The 16,992-nt window shown below is 63.9% G+C and carries 20 protein-coding genes and 1 pseudogene; 10 read left to right on the top strand and 11 right to left on the bottom strand.

Annotated elements, in window-relative coordinates; translation table 11 throughout:
* Positions 1-647: 647 nt before the first annotated feature.
* Entirely contained in the window at positions 648-974 is a 327-nt protein-coding gene (locus HGP13_RS14780; RefSeq protein WP_172226506.1) for a DUF1236 domain-containing protein, read from the top strand.
* Between the two features lie 69 nt (positions 975-1,043).
* Here HGP13_RS14780 and yghU read toward each other — a convergent pair whose 3' ends face one another.
* Positions 1,044-1,910: a glutathione-dependent disulfide-bond oxidoreductase gene (gene yghU, locus HGP13_RS14785; protein ID WP_172226509.1), complete on the bottom strand. Its 867-nt coding sequence runs from the start codon at positions 1,908-1,910 to the stop codon at positions 1,044-1,046.
* Positions 1,911-2,198: 288 nt separating this feature from the next.
* Between yghU and HGP13_RS14790 the strand changes: the two genes are divergently transcribed.
* A complete protein-coding gene (locus HGP13_RS14790; protein WP_172226514.1) occupies positions 2,199-3,104 on the top strand; it encodes a S1C family serine protease in 906 nt (301 codons plus the stop codon).
* A 16-nt stretch (positions 3,105-3,120) separates the two neighbouring features.
* Complete coding sequence (locus HGP13_RS14795) at positions 3,121-4,074, top strand: LysR family transcriptional regulator (RefSeq protein ID WP_172226517.1); 954 nt, start codon at positions 3,121-3,123, stop codon at positions 4,072-4,074.
* Positions 4,075-4,099: 25 nt separating this feature from the next.
* Here the strand turns inward: HGP13_RS14795 and HGP13_RS14800 are convergent, their stop codons facing one another.
* Positions 4,100-4,828 (bottom strand): SDR family oxidoreductase, encoded by a 729-nt coding sequence (locus HGP13_RS14800; protein WP_172226520.1) that lies wholly within the window; start codon positions 4,826-4,828, stop codon positions 4,100-4,102.
* A gap of 128 nt (positions 4,829-4,956) precedes the next feature.
* Positions 4,957-5,412, bottom strand: a complete 456-nt coding sequence (locus HGP13_RS14805) for a MarR family winged helix-turn-helix transcriptional regulator (protein WP_172226523.1) — start codon at positions 5,410-5,412, stop codon at positions 4,957-4,959.
* Between the two features lie 65 nt (positions 5,413-5,477).
* Here HGP13_RS14805 and HGP13_RS14810 point away from each other — a divergent pair, with 65 nt between their 5' ends.
* Positions 5,478-5,951: a cupin domain-containing protein gene (locus tag HGP13_RS14810; protein WP_172226526.1), complete on the top strand. Its 474-nt coding sequence runs from the start codon at positions 5,478-5,480 to the stop codon at positions 5,949-5,951.
* A 59-nt stretch (positions 5,952-6,010) separates the two neighbouring features.
* Here the strand turns inward: HGP13_RS14810 and HGP13_RS14815 are convergent, their stop codons facing one another.
* Entirely contained in the window at positions 6,011-6,565 is a 555-nt protein-coding gene (locus HGP13_RS14815; protein WP_172226529.1) for a VOC family protein, read from the bottom strand.
* Here HGP13_RS14815 and HGP13_RS14820 point away from each other — a divergent pair.
* Positions 6,552-7,151 (top strand): YdeI family protein, encoded by a 600-nt coding sequence (locus HGP13_RS14820; protein ID WP_172226532.1) that lies wholly within the window; start codon positions 6,552-6,554, stop codon positions 7,149-7,151. The genes HGP13_RS14815 and HGP13_RS14820 overlap by 14 nt on opposite strands.
* 4 nt (positions 7,152-7,155) lie before the next feature.
* On the opposite strand, the gene HGP13_RS14825 is transcribed toward HGP13_RS14820, so the two are convergent.
* Positions 7,156-7,785, bottom strand: coding sequence for a glutathione S-transferase family protein (locus tag HGP13_RS14825; protein ID WP_172226535.1), 630 nt, complete (start codon positions 7,783-7,785; stop codon positions 7,156-7,158).
* A gap of 172 nt (positions 7,786-7,957) precedes the next feature.
* Between HGP13_RS14825 and HGP13_RS14830 the strand changes: the two genes are divergently transcribed.
* Positions 7,958-8,656 (top strand): SDR family NAD(P)-dependent oxidoreductase, encoded by a 699-nt coding sequence (locus HGP13_RS14830; RefSeq protein WP_172226538.1) that lies wholly within the window; start codon positions 7,958-7,960, stop codon positions 8,654-8,656.
* A gap of 175 nt (positions 8,657-8,831) precedes the next feature.
* Here HGP13_RS14830 and HGP13_RS14835 read toward each other — a convergent pair whose 3' ends face one another.
* Positions 8,832-9,185, bottom strand: coding sequence for a hypothetical protein (locus HGP13_RS14835; protein WP_172226541.1), 354 nt, complete (start codon positions 9,183-9,185; stop codon positions 8,832-8,834).
* Positions 9,186-9,217: 32 nt separating this feature from the next.
* Positions 9,218-9,529 (bottom strand): hypothetical protein, encoded by a 312-nt coding sequence (locus tag HGP13_RS14840; RefSeq protein WP_172226544.1) that lies wholly within the window; start codon positions 9,527-9,529, stop codon positions 9,218-9,220.
* A gap of 468 nt (positions 9,530-9,997) precedes the next feature.
* Between HGP13_RS14840 and HGP13_RS14845 the strand changes: the two genes are divergently transcribed.
* Positions 9,998-11,620: an ABC-F family ATP-binding cassette domain-containing protein gene (locus tag HGP13_RS14845; protein WP_027052319.1), complete on the top strand. Its 1,623-nt coding sequence runs from the start codon at positions 9,998-10,000 to the stop codon at positions 11,618-11,620.
* Positions 11,621-11,695: 75 nt separating this feature from the next.
* Here HGP13_RS14845 and HGP13_RS14850 read toward each other — a convergent pair whose 3' ends face one another.
* The gene (locus tag HGP13_RS14850) at positions 11,696-12,136 is read right to left on the bottom strand and encodes a hypothetical protein (RefSeq protein ID WP_172226548.1); all 441 of its coding nucleotides are present in this window, start codon (positions 12,134-12,136) and stop codon (positions 11,696-11,698) included.
* A 272-nt stretch (positions 12,137-12,408) separates the two neighbouring features.
* On the opposite strand from HGP13_RS14850, the gene HGP13_RS14855 reads away from it, so the two are divergent.
* The 3 genes and pseudogenes from HGP13_RS14855 to fusA all read left to right on the top strand — a co-directional run.
* On the top strand, positions 12,409-12,771 hold the full coding sequence (locus HGP13_RS14855) for a hypothetical protein (RefSeq protein WP_172226551.1): 363 nt from the start codon (positions 12,409-12,411) through the stop codon (positions 12,769-12,771).
* 143 nt (positions 12,772-12,914) lie between these two features.
* Entirely contained in the window at positions 12,915-13,085 is a 171-nt protein-coding gene (locus tag HGP13_RS14860) for a hypothetical protein (protein WP_172226554.1), read from the top strand.
* 85 nt (positions 13,086-13,170) lie between these two features.
* Positions 13,171-14,067 (top strand): annotated as a pseudogene (gene fusA, locus HGP13_RS14865) (elongation factor G); the annotation flags it as partial.
* Between the two features lie 55 nt (positions 14,068-14,122).
* Here fusA and HGP13_RS14870 read toward each other — a convergent pair.
* The 3 genes from HGP13_RS14870 to HGP13_RS14880 form a co-directional block, all read right to left on the bottom strand.
* Positions 14,123-14,764 carry a glutathione S-transferase family protein gene (locus HGP13_RS14870; RefSeq protein WP_172226560.1) on the bottom strand — a complete coding sequence of 214 codons (642 nt, stop codon included), beginning with the start codon at positions 14,762-14,764 and terminating at the stop codon, positions 14,123-14,125.
* A gap of 228 nt (positions 14,765-14,992) precedes the next feature.
* Positions 14,993-15,346, bottom strand: a complete 354-nt coding sequence (locus tag HGP13_RS14875) for a hypothetical protein (RefSeq protein WP_172226563.1) — start codon at positions 15,344-15,346, stop codon at positions 14,993-14,995.
* An 84-nt stretch (positions 15,347-15,430) separates the two neighbouring features.
* Positions 15,431-16,972, bottom strand: a complete 1,542-nt coding sequence (locus HGP13_RS14880) for an FAD-dependent monooxygenase (protein ID WP_172226566.1) — start codon at positions 16,970-16,972, stop codon at positions 15,431-15,433.
* Positions 16,973-16,992 lie beyond the last annotated feature (20 nt).

Raw genomic sequence — 16,992 nt, forward strand, 5'->3', positions numbered from 1 at the left:
GCCCATCCATTCGCGGGTGCGCCAGGCAAGGCCGGCAAACGGCGCCATCAGTGCGATGACGACAAACATCAGCGTGAAGGGATGCCTGGTCATGGAGGGTCGGGGAGCCATGTCACAATCGTCCTTAGGAGGTTTATCCGGGAATGCGCGGGACAACGTCATCGCGGCGACATGGTTGCATGGATGGAAAGCCACGCCATTCGGTGGCTGGAACCGGATGCCGGCACCGGCGTTTTCCCGGTGTGACCCGGTGAGGCTGCCACCTCCGCCGGTCTAAGGCTCGCTCTGCTCCCGGCAGGGCGGGCCTTTTTCACGCCTTGGACGACGGCATGTGGAACGACACCGTCCGCTCTACGTTAGCTGTCGCTAAGGCAATCAGCGGATCGCGTTCACTTCGGAAGAGGCACCCTCAGTTGTACCTTTCGGTGGAAGTCTATATTGCGCGATACCCTTTGTATTTCCCAAATTACTTAAGCATATAAATTACTTAAGCATATATTGGTTTTATACGCCCGTAGGCGAAAACAATTAAAATCGGCATTTGTCGAATTGCCGCATAGTTATTCCATCAATTGGAATGGAACCTTGCGATGATGGCCGAGTTTTCCTGCAGGGCGGAACCCAGATATCTAACAAGGAGATTTGTTATGAAATATTATCTTTCGAGTGCGGCGGCCGCGATCATTCTGATGGGCGGCATTGGTGCGGCGCTGGCTGAAGACGTCGTCGTTGTCCAGCCGGCGCAGCGGATCGTGGTTCAACCGGAGCAGGAGACGGTCGTTCGTCAATACATCAAGAAGCAGCCGCTGGCATCGGTCAACCTTTTGGGCCTCGAGCTCAAGCTCGGCTCGCCGGTGCCGGACAAGGTCGAACTGCGCGAAGTGCCCAACGTCAAGTACCGCGTCGCCGTCATCAACGACCAGACTGTGCTCGTCGACCCCGAGACCCGTCAGATCGTCGAGGTTCTGAACTAACCAAAACAGCAACTGGCATTTAAGAACCCGCCACCAATCTCGTGGCGGGTTTTTCTTGTCGGCCGTTGCCTATTCAGCCGCCAGCTTGTCCTGCGTCTTGGTGTCGAAATCGCTGGCGTCGTGGCGCTCGTGCAGCTGCAGGGCCGGCTCGCCGAAGGCGCGGTTGACCATGCGGCCGCGCTTGACGGCCGGGCGCTCGTCGATCGCTTTCGCCCAGCGCTGAACGTGCTTGTACTCCTGCACCGACAGGAAGTCGGCGGAATCATTGTACATGCGGCCGAGCGCCAGCCCGCCATACCAGGGCCATACCGCCATGTCGGCGATCGAGTAATCCTTGCCGCCGAGATATTCAGTTTCCGCCAGCCGGCGGTCGAGGACGTCCATCTGGCGCTTGGTTTCCATGGCGAAGCGGTCGATGGCGTATTCGAATTTCTGCGGCGCATAGGCGTAGAAATGGCCGAAGCCGCCGCCGAGATACGGCGCCGAGCCCATCTGCCAGAACAGCCAGGACAGAACTTCCGCGCGCGCCGGCTGTTCGGTGGGCAGGAATTCGCCGAATTTCTCGGCGAGATAGACCAGGATCGAGCCGGATTCGAAGACGCGCACAGGCGTGGCGCCGCTGCGGTCCATCAGAGCCGGGATCTTGGAATTGGGATTGACCTCGACGAAGCCGCTGCCGAACTGGTCGCCATCATTAATCTTGATCAGCCAGGCGTCGTATTCGGCGCCCTTGTGGCCGCGCGCCAGAAGCTCCTCCAGCATGACCGTCACCTTGACGCCGTTCGGCGTCGCCAGCGAATAAAGCTGCAGCGGATGCTTGCCGACGGGCAGTTCCTTGTCATGCGTCGGCCCGGCGATCGGCCGGTTGATGCTGGCAAAGGCGCCGCCATTTGCCTTGTTCCAGGTCCATACTTTCGGCGGGGTGTAGTCTGTCATGTCGGGCCTCGTGGGGAAGATAGCGTGGGACGGGATGGGCAGATCCATCCATAGCTAGGGCTGCGGAGGGGGAAGTTCAACTTGCGTTGAACTATTGTCAAATGTTGGTGCGGTCCCGACTTTGTCTTCGTGTGTCGGCCCTTCGCAGGCTCAGGGCGTTCGAGGCTCGAAAAGCCAAGCAATTGGCTTTTCGTCCGCTGCGCGGACGCCTCTCACCCCTTGCGCGCTCCTTTCAACGGCATACCTATAGAAGAAGCCGCCAGGGCATTTGCATCGCAGGACAAAATCATGACCATCAATCCCAATCCGCGCTCCGTCGTCGCCGTGCGCGCGACCGTTCCGGAGGATGCTTTTACGGCCGGCGCGCTGGGCACGCTCAGGGAGGGCAGTGGCGTCGTCATCCGTGACGACGGGCTGGTGCTGACGATCGGCTATCTAATCACCGAGGCAGAAGAAGTCTGGCTGACCGCGCATGACGGCCGCGTCATCCCCGCGCACGCGCTGGCCTACGACCAGGAATCGGGCTTCGGCCTGGTCCAGGCGCTGGCGCCGACCGGGTTGCCGGCCGTGGCGCTCGGCGATGCCGGCAAGGCTCGTATCGGCGACGCGGTGGTGCTTGCCGACGGCATTGGCCGGGCGGTGGAGGCCAAGATCGTCACCAAGCAGGAATTCGCCGGCTATTGGGAATATTTGCTCGACGAGGCGATCTTCATCGCGCCCGCGCATCCGTCCTGGGGCGGCGCGCCGCTGTTTAGCGCCGATGGCGCGCTGCTCGGCATCGGCTCGCTGCGCCTGCAGATGAGCCGCGCCGGCGAGGTCGCCGATATCAACATGGTGGTGCCGATCGATCTGTTGCCGCCGATCCTCGACGATCTCCTGACGCGTGGCCAGGTGGCGAGGCCGCCGCGTCCGTGGCTCGGCGCGCTGTCGGCCGAAAGCGACGGCAAGGTGGTGGTGATGAGCGTGACCGAAGGCGGCCCGGCCGCCAAGGCCGGCCTGCGCCAGGGCGATGTCATCTCCGAGGTCCGCGACGGCGCGGTCGACGGGCTCGCCGATTTCTATCGCAAACTGTGGGACAGCGGCTCGGCGGGCGCCGAGATCCCGATGCGGGTGGTGCGCGACGGCCGCGAGACCTGGCTGCGCGTCAAATCCGCGGACCGCGGCAGTTTCTTGAAGAAGCCGCAGCTGCAGTAGCCGTGTTGCGTCGGTAATGCATCCAAGACTGCTCAGGACCTTTCTCGCGGTGGCGCGCAGCCGAAACATCACCCGCGCCGCCGAGGCGGTGAACCTCGCCCAATCGAGTGTCAGCGACCAGATCCAGTCGCTGGAGGCGGAACTTGGTGCCGCCTTGTTCACGCGCTCGAAGTCCGGCCTGGAACTGAGGCCGGCAGGGCTGGCTCTGAAGCCGATCGCCGAAGAGTTGCTGCGGCTTGACGCCGAGGGGCGTGCGGCCGTGCTGGCCGCTGCCGGGCAGACAAGCGGAACGCTGACCATCGGCGCGCTGGAAACGATCGCCTCGGCACGGCTGGCGCCGTGGCTGCCGGGGTTCCAGGCCAGCCATCCCGATATCACCGTGCGGATGAAGGTGACCGACAGCGGCACGCTGCGGCGCCTGCTGGAGGACGGCGACATCGATGTCGCCTTCTGCTTCGAGCGTCGCGACGGTACGAACGGCGCCGATGAACGCCTGGCCAGGCGCACGATAGGCGCCGAACCGCTGGTGCTGGTGGCGGCGCCGGGACAAGGCACCGCGCCACGCGACCTTGTCGCCCTTGCCGCGCTGCGTTTCGTAGCGACCGAGCCTGGATGCATCTACCGGCATCTGTTCGACACCGCTTTTGCCGAGGCGGGCACGGCGGCGCCAAAACTTGCTGCCGAAGTCGGCAGCATCGGCGCCATTGCCCGGCTGGTGGCGGCCGGCGCTGGGCTCGGCCTCGTTCCACGTCTCGCGGTCTGCGACGCGCTTGAGCGTGGCGATCTCATTGAACTGCCGTGGCCTGGCCTGGCACAGGCGGCACCGCTGACGATGATCTGGCGCCGCCGGCGCGTCCAGCCGCCGGCGCTCAGGCACTTGCTCGCCGCCGCGCGCGACACGCTGGCGCTGAAACCCTCTCGAATCAGTTCAGAACCTGAATCGACAAGTCGGCCCAAGGTCTTGCTTTGAAAGCAGTTCCCGACGCCGGTCCAGTTCAGACAAGCCGGTGTCCGCCTTCCACATGCAGCATCGTTCCGGTGGCAAAACCATTGCCGATCAGGAAGATAATGGCGTCGGCGATGTCTGCGGGCTGGCCGATCCTGCCGACCGGCAGCCGCTCGGCCATCGCGGCAAGCATTTCGGCCTTGCGGTCGCCAGCGACCTGCGCCCAGATCGTGGTATCGACCCAGCCGGGCGAGACGGCGTTGACGCGGACCGGCGCGAGTTCGACGGCAAGCGCCCGCACCAGCCCTTCGAGTGCGGCATTGACGGCGGCGACGACCGAGCCGCGCGCGGCGGGCCGGTAGGCGGCGATGCCGGAAACGAAGGTCATCGAGCCGCCAGCCGCGAGCCGTGGGGCGCCGTGCTTGGCAAGCAGCAGCGGGCCGAAGAGCTTGCTGTCGACCGCGCGTTGCGCCGCCTTGAGGTCAACTTCCGGCACCAGCCTGTAGGCGCCCTCGATGTCGGCCGCCGTGCTGACGATATGGTCGAGCCCGCCGATGCGCGCGAACAGGTCCGCGACCTGGTCTTCCCGCGCTATGTCGACCACGGTCAACGCCAGGCCGAGGGGATTGCCGAGTTCCTCGCGTGCCCGTTGCAGCCGGTCCTGGGTACGCCCGGCGATGACGATTTCGGCACCGGCCTCGACGCAGCGCCTGGCCAGCGCCAGGCCCATGCCGGAGCCGCCGCCGACGATCAGGATTTTCTGGTTTGAAATGCTCATTTCGCTCTGCCTTTGCTGGATTGGGACAAGGGCAGGGGATTGGCAGGTCGGTGTGCCGAGCGGAAACGGAAGAAACCGATGGTGTTATCGGAGAGGCCGATGGTGTCCGCGCATAAGCGCCATTTCGTTCAGCGCACCAGCGGGCTGTCCCAGACGACGAACAGCAGTGCTTTCAGCTGGGCAAAACGCTCCGGCCCAAGTTCGCTGCGCCACTCCTCCTCGATGTCGCGCAATATGTCGACCATCTTCCAGAAGGCGGCATGGCCGCGTTCGGTGGAGTGCACCACGCGCGCGCTGCCTTCGCCGTCGGAGCGGACGATGTAGCCGTAACCTTCGAGGCTGCTGAGCAATTGGTTGATCGCCTGTTTGCTCATGCCGGCACGCTCGGCAATGGTGCCAGGCCGTGCGCCATCCGGGCCGGGAAACTGCAGCACTGCCATATGCGGCAGGCGCAATTCGTCGAAACCGGCGGCGTTTAGTTCCTTGATCAGCCGGCGCTGGATCGCCTGTGCCGGCACGCGCAGCAGGGCGCCGATCAAAAGGTCCTCGGTTTTGGTCTGCAATACTTCGGCTGCGGTGGCCATTGACGATCCGGTAAATTGAGTTTACTGATAGCCGGTAAATGTAATTTACCGGAGGGGTTTGCGCAATGTCCGTGATGAATCTTCGGGTCAACCCATCAAATGAGGCCATCGGCACCAAGGGGCTGTCGGTCCGCTTCCTGGTATCGGGCGAAAATTCGAACGGCAGTGTCGCCGCTTTCGAGCTGATGGTGGCGGGCGCGCAGCGCTTGCCCGCGCCGGCGCACAGCCATGATCACTATGAGGAGACGATCTACGGCATCGATGGGGTTTTGACCTGGACCGTGAACGGCAAGCCGATCGAGGTTGGGCCGGGGGAGGCGCTTTGCATCCCGCGCGGAGCCGTCCATCGCTTCGACAACAATGGCACCAGGGATGCCAAGGCGCTGTGCGTCATCACGCCGGCGGCGATCGGCCCGGACTATTTCCGCGAAGCCTTCGGCTTGCTCAACGCCGCCGCCGGTGGCCCGCCGGACAAGGCCAAGATGATGGAGATCATGCGCCGCCACGGGCTGACGCCGGCAGCACCGCCACCGGTCTGACGCCGACCGGAGGGGCAGGGCGCGCCGCTCATTCCTTGCAAGCGGCGAAGCGTCGCCTCCTATTCGCGTTCCGCGCTCGCAAACACCACCAGATTCCCGTCGGGGTCGCGCATGCGCATGATCCAGAAATCGTCGGCTTCTTCGACCGGTCCGGGTTCGAGGCCGGCATCCACAAGCCGCTGTCGCTCGGGCGCCAGCGGCAGCACGCCGAGCGTCAGCGTCGAGGTACCGGCGTTGTCCTCGTCCTCGAACAACTGTACCTCGGCGCTATCTGTGAATTGCCACTCGGCCAGCCCCGGCATCGGCCGGCGCAGCGGTGCCTTGCCGAAGAGCTTTTCGTACCAGCCGATGCTGGCCTCGAGGTCGGAGCAACTGACATGGGCGAAAATGGTTTCTATTGCCACAGGGTCCTCCATCGGGCGGGTTGCACTCTTGCGGCAACGCGGCGTTGGATGATGCGTTCCCCGGCTTCGCGGCAGCGCATCCCGCTGCTGACGAAAGCTGGCAATAGACCATGCCATGATGCCGGGATTCGGACGATGACGGAGGCAAGATGATTGCGACGCCGGCGACAACAATTCTGAACGGGCAGGCCCGCTGATGGCGCCGGTCAAGGTCGATCCGGGCAAGGTCCGGGAATTCCCCGACGCGGCGAGTTTCTATGCCTGGCTCGGTCAGCACCACGGCACGGAAACAGAGGTGTGGATCAAGGTGCACAAGGTGGCGTCGGGGCTGAAGTCGATCACGCCGAAGGAGGCCATCGACGTCGTGCTGTGCTTCGGCTGGATCGATGCGGTGCGCAAGGGGCTGGACGAGAACAGTTTTCTCCAGCGCTACACGCCGCGCGGCAAGAAGAGCATCTGGAGCAAGATCAACATCGACAATGTCGCGCGGCTCATCGAGGAGGGCCGCATGACCGGGCATGGGCTGAGCCAGGTCGAGGCCGCCAAGGCCGACGGACGCTGGGCGCGTGCCTATGGCAGCGGCAAGGAGATGAAAATCCCCGACGATTTGCAGGCGGCGATCGACGCCGAGCCGGCGGCGAAGGCGATGCTGGAGAAGCTCAGCGCACAGAACCGCTTCTCGCTCGCCTTCCGCACCCACAATATGAAGACCGAGGCGGGACGCCGGAAGAAGATCGAGACCTTCGTGGCGATGCTGAAGCGCGGCGAGACGATCTATCCGCAGGGCAAGAAGTAGGCGTTCAGGCGCCCGAGTGCGGGTCGATGCTGTAGGGATGGACCGGATAGCCCTGGCCGATGGCGTCGCGCACGCGGCCGGTCCATGCGAGGAATGCCTCATAGTCCGCAAGCGAAAACCCGCAATCCTGGGCGCGGTGGCTGTAGGCATAGATGGCGATGTCGGCGATGGTGAGGTCGGTTCCGGCGAGGAACGGCGTCTCGACAAGGCTGCGGTTCAGGGCCGCGAGCGTGCGGGCGCCGGCCTCGCGCTTGCCGGCAGCCATGGCCTGGTTGCGCTCCAGCCGCCCGGTCAAGGTCCAGAAGCGGAGCGAGCCGATGACGGGCTCGACATTGTATTGTTCGAAGAACAGCCATTGCATGATCTTGGCGCGGGCGTAGCGGTCCGCCGGCAACAGCGGCGTGCCTTCGGCGACGTAGGTGAGGATCGCATTGGATTCGGCGATGGCGCTGCCGTCCTCGAGCTGAAGCACGGGGACTGCGCCGGCCGGGTTCAGTTTGTAGAACGCATCGGTATGACTCTCGCCCTCGAAAATCGAGACGATGCGGGTTTCGTAAGGGATTTTCAGCAGGCCGAGCAGGACCCGGACTTTCCAGCCATTTTGCGATGGCAGATAATCGTGAAGCGTGAGCATGGCTGGTCCTCGTGATGGCTGGACGATCGCATGACGTGACGTCTGCCGACACCCGATTCCTGCGCAATTAATTCATGCGCTCCATCGCGCAATGATTGCGATCTCGACCACCTAATAAATCAATTCCGCCCGTGCCATCTTTCCCTGAGACGACATACAGAGGCATCCCCGCATGACCACCCACCCAAGCAAAGTCGCCCTCATCACCGGCGCCAATCGCGGCATCGGGCTGGAGACCGGCCGCCAGCTGGCGAGACTCGGCTTCACCGTGCTGCTCGGCGTGCGCGACCTCGCCAAGGGCGACGCGGCGGCGAAAGGGCTCGATGGCCATGTCGAAGCGATTGCGCTCGATGTCGCTGCGCCTGACGCCGTAGCAAGGGCAGCCGCAGAGGTCGAGCGCCGGTTCGGCCGGCTCGACGTGCTGATCAACAATGCCGCGATCCACTACGACACCGGCTCGCGCGCCTTGCAGCCGGACTGGACCGTGATCCGCGAGGCATTCGAGACTAATGTCTTCGGCGCCTGGCGCACTGCGGCCGCCTTCGCGCCGCTGCTCAAGGCGGGCGGTCATGGCCGGCTGGTCAATGTGTCGTCCGAAGGCGGTTCGCTGGCCTCGATGGGGGCGGGGGCGCCGGCCTATTCGACCTCGAAGGCGGCGCTCAATGCGCTGACCTGCGTGCTGGCGGCGGAACTGCGCGGCTCCGGCGTGCTGGTCAATGCCGTCTGCCCCGGCTGGGTCGCCACCGATATGGGCGGCCCGGGCGGACGCCCAGTGGCGCAAGGGGCTGCCGGCATCGTCTGGGCCGCGACCTTGCCTGATGACGGCCCGACCGGCGGCTTTTTTCGCGACGGCAAGAGGCTGCCGTGGTGAAAACCCAGCGTCGCATGAAACAGCTCACCATCTGAATCGCCGAATTGCTGCAAGTGTCTGTTTTTACACGTGTCCAGCGAGCTGCCTCGCCTCGATCGCACACAAGAAAAAGCCGCCCTCGCTTGCTGCGAGTGGCGGCCTTTTCCCGGGAGGAAGTCAGAAGGGAGAAACGATATCAAGCAGCCGTGGCGTGCTTGTGGCCGTGCTTCTTGTGGGTGCGCGTGTGGTGGTACTTCTTGGCGACGTGCCGGTGGCCGTGCTTCTTGCCCGCGTGCCGGTGAGCGTGCCTGCGTACAGGCCTGTGGTGCTTCTTGTGGTGCCTGTGGTGCTTGTGTGCGGCCTTGACCGGCGTCTTCGCCGCGTCCACGGCAGCGGGAGCCGCCGGAGCGGTAGCGGGGGCGGTCGTCGTCGCCGGAGCGGTCGTTGTGGTGGTGGTGGTCGTGGCTGCCGCATTGGCGGCGCCGACAACCGGCATGGCCAGACCAAGAGCGATGGCCAGGCCGAGGGCGGAGAGGAGGGGCTTGTTCATGATAGGCTGCCTTCAGATGTTGATGGTTGCTGTCACTGGTCGAGGTCGACCGGCGTCACGCCTAGAAGTTTCAGGGCGTTGGCGTAGGTCCGGATGCCTTGCGCCTGCTTGCGCTCGGAACAGAACCGGTTCGCCTTGTCCTGGAGTGCCGTTGCCTGCGCGAGCTGGCTCGCACTGGCACCGGGTTCGGCTTTGGTCCGGATGGCTCCGTCGAGTTGAAGACCGAGCCGGCTGCAGTATTCGCTCCGGGTAACCGCCGCTTCCGCACCCGACTGCGAGACCGCAAGCATGGCGAGCGAAATGCCTGCGAGGGCACCCATCCATCCGGTCGAACGTCGTTGCATTGTCGGGACCATCCCTTTGCGTTGATGTGGCGACCGCTGTCCGGTTGCTACGAGGATGGTTATCGCAGACGATCTTTTCGCCAGTTTTTCCCGGATGTTGAATCTTGTTTCTGGAGTGTGTCTGCGAGGGTTTTCGCTTCTCCCCCCTGTGGGGTGAGAAGCGGTTCGCGCAGCGAACGAAAAGCCAATTGCTTGGCTTTTCGAGCTTCGAACGCCCTGAGCCATGCGAAGGGCCGGGGGTGGCCGATCCACCTGCCGGGTCCCCGCTGCTCCGCAGCGTCCCGGCGTTCGCCGGCCTTTCATCGTGCCACTGGCACGATGAATTCGCTTCGCGAACCGGCTGCTAACCCCACAAGCGGGGAAGGAAGGGAGTTCCGCCTGCTGCGGCGCTTGTGCCTCTTCCTCTAGCGCTCGCCATCGCGTATGCCCCGGGGAAATCCTCCCAAGTTCCAATTCCTCGGACTCCGCATGATCAGACTTGAAAGCATCAGCAAGCAGAACGGCCGTCAGCTTGTCTTCATCGAGGCGTCGGCTTCCCTGCAGAAGGGCGAGAAGGTCGGCCTTGTTGGGCCAAACGGCGCCGGCAAGACGACACTGTTTCGCATGATCACCAGCCAGGAGCAGCCCGACGAGGGGCAGGTGCAGGTCGATCGCGGCGTCACCATCGGTTATTTCAGCCAGGATGTCGGCGACATGGCGGGCCATAGTGCGGTCGCCGAAGTGATGAACGGCGCCGGGCCGGTCAGCGACGTGGCGGCCGAGATGGCGGAACTCGAGGCGGCCATGGCCGATCCCGATCAGGCCGATCGCATGGACGAGATCATCGAGAAATATGGCGAGGCGCAGCATCGCTTCGAGGAGCTCGACGGCTATGCGCTCGACGGCCGGGCGCGTGAGGTGCTGGATGGCCTCGGCTTTTCGCAGGAGATGATGGACGGCGATGTCGGCAAGCTGTCCGGCGGCTGGAAGATGCGCGTGGCGCTGGCCCGCATCCTGCTGATGCGCCCCGATGTCATGCTGCTCGACGAACCGTCCAATCATCTGGATCTGGAAAGCCTGATCTGGCTCGAGCAGTTCCTGAAGGGCTATGACGGCGCGCTCTTGATGACCTCGCACGACCGCGAGTTCATGAACCGCATCGTCAACAAGATCGTCGAGATCGACGCCGGCTCGCTGACCGCCTATTCCGGCAATTACGAATTCTACCAGCAGCAGCGGGCGATCGCCGACAAGCAGCAGCAGGCGCAGTTTGAGCGCCAGCAGGCGATGCTGGCCAAGGAGATAGCCTTCATCGAGCGTTTCAAGGCGCGCGCTTCCCATGCCGCACAAGTGCAGAGCCGGGTGAAGAAGCTCGACAAGATCGACCGCGTCGAGCCGCCCAAGCGCCGCCAGATCGTGAATTTCGAGTTCCAGCCGGCGCCACGCTGCGGCGAGGATGTCGTCACCTTGAAGAACGTGCACAAGGCCTATGGCAGCCGCAGCATCTATGAGGGGCTCGACTTCCAGGTCCGCCGCCGCGAGCGCTGGTGCATCATGGGCGTCAACGGCGCCGGCAAGTCGACGCTGCTCAAGCTGGTGGCCGGCGCTTCCGACCCCGATACCGGCACGGTGGCGCGGGGGCCGAGCGTGAAGATGGGATATTTTGCCCAGCATGCCATGGAGCTGCTCGAAGGCGAGCGCACGGTGTTCCAGACGCTGGAAGACAATTTTCCGCAGGCCGGCCAAGCGCCGCTGCGGGCGCTCGCCGGCTGCTTCGGCTTTTCCGGCGACGAGATCGAGAAGAAATGCCGGGTGCTGTCAGGCGGCGAGAAGGCGCGGCTGGTGATGGCGTTGATGCTGTTCGACCCGCCCAATTTGCTGGTGCTGGACGAGCCGACCAACCACCTCGACATCGCCACCAAGCAGATGCTGATCGAGGCGCTGTCGCAATATGAGGGCACCATGCTGTTCGTCTCGCACGACCGGCACTTTTTGGCAGCACTGTCGAACCGCGTGCTGGAGCTGACGCCGGAAGGCATCCACACCTATGGCGGCGGCTATACGGAATATGTCGAGCGCACGGGGCAGGAAGCGCCGGGGTTGCGAAGCTGAAAACAAGGGCGGTCGTCGAGCCGACGCCGCCCTTGGGACTTTTGGGTCCGTTTGCCAGTAAAAGGAACGGGGCCCTTACCTTATCGAGATGGCCATGCCGCTGAGATCGGCGTTGACCTGCAGCCCGACCTGCTTGCCGGTGAGTTCAAGCTGGGCGCCCTTGTCGTTGGTCATGAGGATAACCTGGGCGCCTTTGCCGATGGTGCCGCCGCCGCCCGCCGCGCCGTAGACACCCGTCACATCGCGGGCGCGCCTGATATGGCGCACGGTGCCGTGGAAGTAGGTCTTGGAAACGCCGAAGGCGAGGCCGCCCGAGACGCCGCCGATCGAAATGGGATAGCTTTTGCCGTGGAAGGTGAACGTGCCTTCGCCGCCTGAGCCGCCGACGAAGAAGGCCGCCTTGTAGACGGCAAATCGGATCGTGCCGCTGTCGGCATGCGCGGCGCTGGCAAAACCGATGCCCGCGGTGGCGATGGCGGCAACGGCGATTGAACGAAATCCGGACGAGATAGTCATGGTAGGAACTCCTGAAATGTCGCCGCTTTGCCGGCTTGGATGTCAGCGTCGTGTCAAAGTTTCAACTGAACAGTCTCGCCCGTCATTTGGTTCCAAGCATGCCGCTTGAATCGGGCTGCGGGAACATCGCCATGAAGCGGCGCCGATGGCAAGCGCAAGGGCTTGATATCGCGTATACGTGATCGTCTGGCGATTCTGACAGCTCAAGGGCGCCGTTTCGCCATGTGCGTGCGGGCTCTAAGATGAGGCGATTCACGGGAAGGGGCTTGGGGATGAGAATTGCGACGCGAATTGCGTTGTCCGCATTGGCCGCGACGATGGGTGGATGCGCGACCTCTCCGGTCGACTATGGCGCGTCGCTTTCGCCGCAGGATCCGAAATGGGCGTCGCCGGAATGCCAGCAGGCCCGGGCGGCGGCTTCCGACTACGCTGTTCGCGAGAAACAACATCCGGGTTGGGAGCTCGCGGCACTCGGCCCGTATGGGCTAGGGATCATCGCGGCCACCAAGGAGCACGAGCAGAAGCAGCGAAAGCTGTTCGCCCGCAACGTGCACCTGCAATGCTCGAGCCTTCCACTGCCGAAGGAATTGCAGGGCGATCTGAACCCTGCGGTCGCAAAGGCGAAATATCCGTAGCCCGTGCCGGCGCCGACATCGATCAGCACATAGATGCCGGTCCCAGCGTCGAAGCGTTGGGCGCAAGCGTTTTGTCAGAGGCCCTTGGAACGTAAATGCATTCGCCAAGTTCTTCGCCCAGGACAAGCGAAGGGACATTACGCATGCTGACCGCCGTTCGAGCCATGATTGGCCAAGCCCGCTTCACCACCGCCAAGAGCGAGCCTGAGGCGCAAAGCATCCGGCAGACGCCGATCTCCAGGGAAATCGAGACCTTGGCCGCGATCCGCCTGACCGATATGGCCGGCCTAGGGACCTGGCCGCAGGACCGCTGATTGGTTTCGGCAGGTAGCGGGGGCGCGGCCGACATTAGATCGTCAACGCGTCTGACTCGTTGCGGACATCCAGCCAAACTGCGATCCTATCGTCATGGAAAAACCTGCTGCGCCATGGCCTTTGCTGCAATTCGCGATCGAGGCGAAGTCGAGAGCCGATGAGGGGAAGCTGCGTATCGTCCTGTCGAGGCTGGCGGACGAGGATCCCTGCTTCCACGTCAAATGGGACGAGGAATCCGGTCAGACAATCATCGCCGCCATGGGCGAAGTTGAACTCGAGAGCATCATCGACCGCGTGCGCCGCGAGTTCAATCTTGCGGTGAATGTCGGCGCCCCGCAGATTGCCTATCGCGAGACGATCACCCGCAGCCATCAACAGGACTACGCCCACAAGAAGCAGTTTGGCGGCACCGGCCAGTTCGCCCGCGTCAAGATCATGTTCGAGCCGAACGCGCACAATCCGGATTTGGTCTTCGCGTCGAGGATCGCCGGCGGTGCGCTTCCGAACGACTATGTGGCGGGGGTCGAAAAGGGGCTGCGCAGCATCCTGTCGCAGGGGCCGTTTGCGGGCTTTCCGATGCTCGGCGTCAAGGCGATGCTGGTGGACGCGGCCTGGCACGAGACCGACTCCTCGGCCCTGGCCTTCGAGGTTGCGGGCCGCGCCTGCTTTCGCGAAGCCGCGCCGCATCTCGGCGTGCAATTGCTCGAGCCGATCATGAGGGTCGAGGTGGTGACGCCTGCGGACTATGCCGGCGGCATCATCAGCGAACTGAAGAGTCGCCGCGGCCAGATCCAGGACCAGGAAAGCCGCGATGTTGCCGTTGTCATCCACGCCACGATGCCGCTCGTAAACATGTTCAAACTGGAGGAGACACTCTGGTCGCGTTCGAACGGGCAGGCGCGCTTGAGCACTTTCTATGCCCGATACGCCCCGCTATCCGACGACCGCGACCCGCCGCCCGCTGCGGCCGTGCTTGCCTGACTTTCGCTTACCGCCACTGTGGTCGCCGAAGGGCTCAGGCGGCTGGCGCTCGGCTTTACGATGGGGCGTTGATGGCGAATTGCGCGGCGAAGGCCCTTGCATAAGCGGGCCGCGCTTCGCCGCGCGCCACATAGGCGGCCAGGTTTTGATATTCGTCCAGAATGCCCGACATTCTCAGGCGAAGCAGCACCGATACCATCAGCAGATCGCCCGCGCTGAATGCACCATCGAGCCATTCTGCGGCGCCCAGATAGGCCGAGAGCTTGTCCAGCACTGCCCGAACACGGTCTTTCACCAGCGGCAGGCGCTCCTCGCTCCACGGCCTGTCAGCTTCGAATATCCTGGCCGTCGTCAAGTCGAGGACTGGCGGCTCGACGGTGTTGAGCGCGGCAAACATCCAGGTGATCGCGCGGGCGCGGGCATTGCGTTCCCGGGGCAGCAGGCCCGCATGCTGCTCGGCAAGATGAAAGACGATCGAGCCGGTCTCGAACAGGCACAGAGAACCGTCCTCATAGGTGGGGATCTGGCCGAAGGGATGGATGGCCAGATGGCCAGGCGCCTTCATCTGCGCAAAGGAAACGAGACGAACCTCATAGGGCTGCCCCACTTCTTCGAGCGCCCAGCGAACGCGCGTATCGCGCGCCAGTCCCTTGCCGCCATCGGGCGATCGTTCAAAGGCGGTGATGGTGGGGATCATTGGAGGCTCCGGTGGTTCGTGTCCAGTTCTGGCGCTTGCACCCAGAGGACGATCGACCGGCGTCATTCCCGACAACGCACCCTGGTTTTGACATGGGATTTCGCCGTGCGAACCTCAATGCCCCGCCCCGCACCCGGGTGCGGGGCCAAAGGCGCGAGAATGGCTGGAAACGAACGCCACGCGTGCAAAATCGACGAAAAGCGGGATCGACGGACAGCTTGACGGGTTTTATTCAGTTTTGGGCTCTCCGGACGCTTTGGGGCCGTCGGATTGAAATTTCGCCAGTGCGTCGCGAAGTTCCTGGCCGTCCTTTTTTGAAGACCCCTCCGCGCCGTTGCGCGCATTGCCTTCGTTGAGCGACTTTCCAACACTGTTGCCGAAGGTCGGGAGCCCCGTCTGGCTGCTGCCGAAGGTGGGGAGCCCCGGCTGGCTCGGGAGGTTCGACACGCTGACGTGGACTAGCCTTATTTGGCTGATGCAGATCAGTATTAGTATGGCAAAGATCGCGAGTAGAGGAATTCTTCTATTTGATATCGCTGGCATTATGAGTTTCTCGTTTCTTGGTTCCGTGGCAGCTTGCAACAGATTTCCTAAAAACTCAGCGGCAACAACTATTACAATTTTAGTCAGCGGCAAGACACGCAGGCTGTCGCTGTTCAGGCAGGTTCACGCGCTGGGTTCGCCAAACCATCGCGATGCGGCCCGGGCAGCCTCCTCAAGGTCAGGATCAGCATCGCTGGCCCAGGCGACGACGCCATCGGGGCGCACGAGCAGGGCGCTCAGGCCCAGCCGGTCCCTGGCGTTGCCGGAAACATAGGGGATCCGCCCATTCCAGCGGCTGGCAAGCGCCTCAAGGGGAGGGCGGGCAGTGAAGTCCAGCAGCAGGCCTTGCCCGTTGCTCAAGAGTTCGCCGAGCCTCGTGCCGTCGGCCAGTTCGAAATCAGGTGCGCTGCGGCCGACCAATGGGTGGCTGCCACCAAGATCGTAGCGCAGCGAAACGCCCCAGACGCGCTCGGCGAAATAGGTCGCGCCGTCGCGCGTGTCGATGAGCTCGCGGATGATGGTTTCCAGCGCGCGCGAACTGCGGCTTGGCCGCATCAGCGCGACCTGGGCGCGGGACCAGTCGAGGATCTGCGCGCCGACCGGATGCCGTTCATCGAAATAGCTGTCGAGCAGGCCGGCCGGCGCGTCGCCGCGGATGGTGGCGACAAGCTTCCAGCCAAGGTTCATCGCGTCGCCAATCCCGAGGTTGAGCCCCTGGCCGCCCAGCGGCGAATGGATGTGCGCCGCATCGCCGGCAAGTAGCACCCGCCCGTCTCGGTAGGCGGTCGCCTGATAGGCGCGATCGGTCCAGGTCGTGGCGAGGTGGAGAGCGCTCAAGGTGACGTCCGTGCCGGACACGCGGCGCAGCACCGCCTGCACATGCTCCGATGTGATCGGCTCCGTCCGGTGGAAAGCGGCCCAGTCGAACTCGACCATCGCGATGGTGCCTGGCTTTGAGTAGGTGTACATGCCCGTCGGCGTGTAGTGGCGGCCGAGGCTCAGTGTGTCCGGATCGACCATCTCGACTTCGACGGAATAGCCGGTGAACTCGGCATCGGTGCCGGTGAAGGCAAAGCCACCAAGCGTGCGAACCGTGCTGCGGCCGCCATCGCAACCGACGAGCCAGCCTGCGTGAAGAGTCTCGCCACCGGCGCGGATGGTCACGCCTTCGTCCGACTGGTCGAAGCCGTCGACGGCGAGGCCGCGCCTGATCTCGACGCCCATCGCGGTCGCGCGGGTGGCAAGCACGATTTCGAGATGCCCCATCTCGATCGCCATCGCGGTGTCCGCCGGGCCTGGCAGACGATAGGGCCATTTCGAGCTATCGACGGCGTCGAGGTAGAACTGGATGCCGGCGAAATGGCCGCCCGGGCGGCGCGGCTGCTGCATCCAGTGCGCGGCGGCCAATGTGCCGCCGCCCGAACCATCCTTCGCGGGCGGCGCGATGTCGTGCAGCAGGCCGCGACGATGGAAGGCCTCGATGGTGGGCACGTTAAGGCCGCGCATGCCGAAGGGCAGCCGCTTCAGCGGTGAGTTCGGGCTCTCGGCCTGCTCCAGCACCAGCACGCGGAGGCCTGCCAGGCGCAACTCGCAGGCGAGAAACAGGCCGACAGGACCGGCACCGGCAATCGCGACATCATAGGGATTCGAATGGTGGTTGTGCATGAACTGCTCCTTGGTCGATG

The sequence above is a fragment of the Mesorhizobium sp. NZP2077 genome (genome assembly GCF_013170805.1).
Taxonomy (GTDB): Bacteria; Pseudomonadota; Alphaproteobacteria; order Rhizobiales; family Rhizobiaceae; genus Mesorhizobium.

Bases quoted from the DNA above. Each gene is read 5' to 3' on its own strand.
- HGP13_RS14795 (WP_172226517.1), top strand. From the start codon at position 3,121: ATGCATCCAAGACTGCTCAGGACCTTTCTCGCGGTGGCGCGCAGCCGA.
- HGP13_RS14845 (WP_027052319.1), top strand. From the start codon at position 9,998: ATGATCAGACTTGAAAGCATCAGCAAGCAGAACGGCCGTCAGCTTGTC.
- HGP13_RS14780 (WP_172226506.1), top strand. From the start codon at position 648: ATGAAATATTATCTTTCGAGTGCGGCGGCCGCGATCATTCTGATGGGC.
- yghU (WP_172226509.1), bottom strand. From the start codon at position 1,910: ATGACAGACTACACCCCGCCGAAAGTATGGACCTGGAACAAGGCAAAT.
- HGP13_RS14790 (WP_172226514.1), top strand. From the start codon at position 2,199: ATGACCATCAATCCCAATCCGCGCTCCGTCGTCGCCGTGCGCGCGACC.
- HGP13_RS14805 (WP_172226523.1), bottom strand. From the start codon at position 5,412: ATGGCCACCGCAGCCGAAGTATTGCAGACCAAAACCGAGGACCTTTTG.
- HGP13_RS14880 (WP_172226566.1), bottom strand. From the start codon at position 16,972: ATGCACAACCACCATTCGAATCCCTATGATGTCGCGATTGCCGGTGCC.
- HGP13_RS14810 (WP_172226526.1), top strand. From the start codon at position 5,478: ATGTCCGTGATGAATCTTCGGGTCAACCCATCAAATGAGGCCATCGGC.
- HGP13_RS14840 (WP_172226544.1), bottom strand. From the start codon at position 9,529: ATGCAACGACGTTCGACCGGATGGATGGGTGCCCTCGCAGGCATTTCG.
- HGP13_RS14850 (WP_172226548.1), bottom strand. From the start codon at position 12,136: ATGACTATCTCGTCCGGATTTCGTTCAATCGCCGTTGCCGCCATCGCC.
- HGP13_RS14825 (WP_172226535.1), bottom strand. From the start codon at position 7,785: ATGCTCACGCTTCACGATTATCTGCCATCGCAAAATGGCTGGAAAGTC.
- HGP13_RS14835 (WP_172226541.1), bottom strand. From the start codon at position 9,185: ATGAACAAGCCCCTCCTCTCCGCCCTCGGCCTGGCCATCGCTCTTGGT.
- HGP13_RS14870 (WP_172226560.1), bottom strand. From the start codon at position 14,764: ATGATCCCCACCATCACCGCCTTTGAACGATCGCCCGATGGCGGCAAG.
- HGP13_RS14830 (WP_172226538.1), top strand. From the start codon at position 7,958: ATGACCACCCACCCAAGCAAAGTCGCCCTCATCACCGGCGCCAATCGC.
- HGP13_RS14855 (WP_172226551.1), top strand. From the start codon at position 12,409: ATGAGAATTGCGACGCGAATTGCGTTGTCCGCATTGGCCGCGACGATG.
- HGP13_RS14800 (WP_172226520.1), bottom strand. From the start codon at position 4,828: ATGAGCATTTCAAACCAGAAAATCCTGATCGTCGGCGGCGGCTCCGGC.
- HGP13_RS14860 (WP_172226554.1), top strand. From the start codon at position 12,915: ATGCTGACCGCCGTTCGAGCCATGATTGGCCAAGCCCGCTTCACCACC.
- HGP13_RS14820 (WP_172226532.1), top strand. From the start codon at position 6,552: ATGGCGCCGGTCAAGGTCGATCCGGGCAAGGTCCGGGAATTCCCCGAC.